Source organism: Roseovarius lutimaris (genome assembly GCF_900115165.1).
Lineage (GTDB): Bacteria > Pseudomonadota > Alphaproteobacteria > Rhodobacterales > Rhodobacteraceae > Roseovarius > Roseovarius lutimaris.
Map to the genome: position 1 here is coordinate 1 of NZ_FOVP01000063.1, position 2190 is coordinate 2190.

Consider the following 2190-nt stretch of genomic DNA (forward strand, 5'->3'; position numbering starts at 1 on the left):
GTTGTGGAACGCCGTCGAGCAGGTGGAGCGGCGCAAGGACGCCCAGCTTGCTCGCGAGGTGACGGTCGCCCTGCCCCACGAGCTGACGGACGCACAACGGGCTTCTCTGGTGCGATCCTTCGTGCAATCCGCCTTTGTCGATCGGGGCATGATTGCCGATGTGGCTTTGCACGCCCCCGGAAGGGAGGGGGACGAACGCAACCATCACGCCCACATCATGCTGACCACCCGTTCCATCGGCGCAGACGGCTTTGAGGGCAAGGACCGCTCATGGAACAGCAAGGAGCTGCTGGCGGACTGGCGCGAGAGTTGGGCCGATCATGCCAACGCCTATCTGCGCGAGATCGAGGTCGGGCGCGAGATCGACCATCGCAGCCTTGAGGCACAGCGGGAAGAAAAGCTGGACCTTAAGGAACGGGCGCTTGAACGCGGCGACGACAGGGCCGCCCACGAGCTGGAGATTGAGGCTGTGGAGCTGGACCGCGATCCCCTGCCGGACATTGGCTGGAAGGCGTGGGGCATGGAGCGGCGCGGCATCCAGACCACCGCAGGCGATCTATGGCGCGATGCTTACGGGCGGCTGGAACAGGTCCGCGAAGTGGTGTCCGGTCTGCGCGAACGTTTTGCCGAGACCTATGCCCGTGTGCGGGAGGTGGCCGAGCATTCCCTGAACGGGTTGGCCGAGGCGTTGCGTGGCGCGGACTTCTCGACGCTTGAGGCCGCGCATGAGCAGGTCAGGGAAAGCGACAGGGAGGCAGAACGCAGCATCGAGCAGGACCGCGATATCAGCCGTGAAAGAGATGATGGGTTCAGCTTGTGAACACCTAAAGCGGCGGCTGAAAACTCTGGCCTTCCTTGCTTGGGTGGTTTTCGGCTAAACTAGCCGAAAACCGGTAGGAAGTTCGTCTCAGACCTCCTGTATAAGGCAGAGCAGAACCATGGTAAAATTATCTTTGAATAAGGCTGCAAAGGAGGCTGGGGTTGCCAAGTCCACCTTGCTTGATGCCTTGAATGCTGGGCGAATGAGCGCAGAAAAGAACGAAAAGGGGCATTGGGAGATCGATCCTTCTGAGCTTTTCAGGGTGTTCTCTAAAACCAGTTCTGCCGAACGCGAAAGACCGTTTCCGACCCCATTGGAAAACCATCAAAAAACTACCCAAAACAGCGCTTTGGAGATCGAAGTTAAGATGCTCCGAGAGCAGATCGAGCGGATGGACTCGGAACGGGATCGCGAGCGTTCTCAACTCACCGACCAGATCGAGGCATTGAAAGAGCAGGCTGAGCGTCAGAGCGCCGATCATAGGCAGGCTTTGGCTGCGTTGACTGATCAGCGCGAGAGGGCAGCAGAACAGCCCAAGCGCGGCCTCTGGGCGCGTCTTCTGGGGTAGTGTCTAGTCGGCAGGGGCGATGCCTCGCCACCGACCACGGCTAACGTTCTCGATCAGGCCTTTCGATTTCATACGGTGAAGGTGCGTTCGAAAGGTGTTTTCTTTCAATTCGAAGTTTGCCAGCCTCGCCACCGAAAAAAGCTGCCTGGAAGTCATTGGCTTTGTGGTCTGTTCAAGAGCGGCAAGCACTCGCTGCTCTACCAGAACTCGGCTTGCACTGTTCTTTCGGCTGACGTCTCGTAAGTGGTGGTTTTCCCAACGCGCCTTGATGAGCTGACGCCTCAGCGCGTCGCGCTCAGCTGTCAGCTCTTTCAGCTTGAGTTCGATGGCCTCAATCTCTTGTTGCAGCCGCCGCTCATAGTAGCTCGTGGTCGAGCTGTCTTCGTCAGGCAACGTTTCATTTCCTATTTTGCAACAAACTAGCCGCCATGTATCACGTTCAAATCATTGTTTCAATTGTAGATTACGTATTGACATTGGCGCCAACGTCTCTTAGCAACAACTGTTAACAGTTGTTGCTAAGAGACGTTGAATCTGAAACATCGGTTGTTGCGATTTTCATTGATTCTTAACACATCGACCGCCATATGAGCTTTAAACCCACCTACGGCGTGCCGTAGGCTCAAAAGCTGCGGCGGAGCAATCCAATGCAGCTTTTGCTTTTTTGGGCGTGTGGGATGAGAACAATAATTTATGTAGATGGGTTCAACCTCTACTATCGAGCACTGAAGTATAATCCTCAATTGAAGTGGCTGAACGTAAAGGCGTTGGCAGAAGACGTTCTTTCGTCTGAGAACGTTAT

Annotated in this window: 3 protein-coding genes; 2 read left to right on the plus strand and 1 reads right to left on the minus strand. The window is 55.9% G+C overall.

Annotation, left to right across the window (positions count from 1 at the left end; translation table 11 throughout):
- Nucleotides 1-820, plus strand: an 820-nt coding sequence (locus BMZ91_RS20910; RefSeq protein WP_143076443.1) for a MobA/MobL family protein, incomplete at its 5' end; no start/stop codon positions are given.
- A 118-nt stretch (nt 821-938) separates the two neighbouring features.
- Complete coding sequence (locus tag BMZ91_RS20915) at nt 939-1388, plus strand: hypothetical protein (RefSeq protein ID WP_092842502.1); 450 nt, start codon at nt 939-941, stop codon at nt 1386-1388.
- 3 nt (nt 1389-1391) lie between these two features.
- Here BMZ91_RS20915 and BMZ91_RS20920 read toward each other — a convergent pair whose 3' ends face one another.
- A complete protein-coding gene (locus tag BMZ91_RS20920) occupies nt 1392-1781 on the minus strand; it encodes a hypothetical protein (RefSeq protein WP_092842503.1) in 390 nt (129 codons plus the stop codon).
- Nucleotides 1782-2190: the final 409 nt, after the last annotated feature.

What these genes read in the sequence shown, in the direction of transcription:
- BMZ91_RS20915 (WP_092842502.1), top strand. Translation starts at nt 939, where the DNA reads ATGGTAAAATTATCTTTGAATAAGGCTGCAAAGGAGGCTGGGGTTGCC.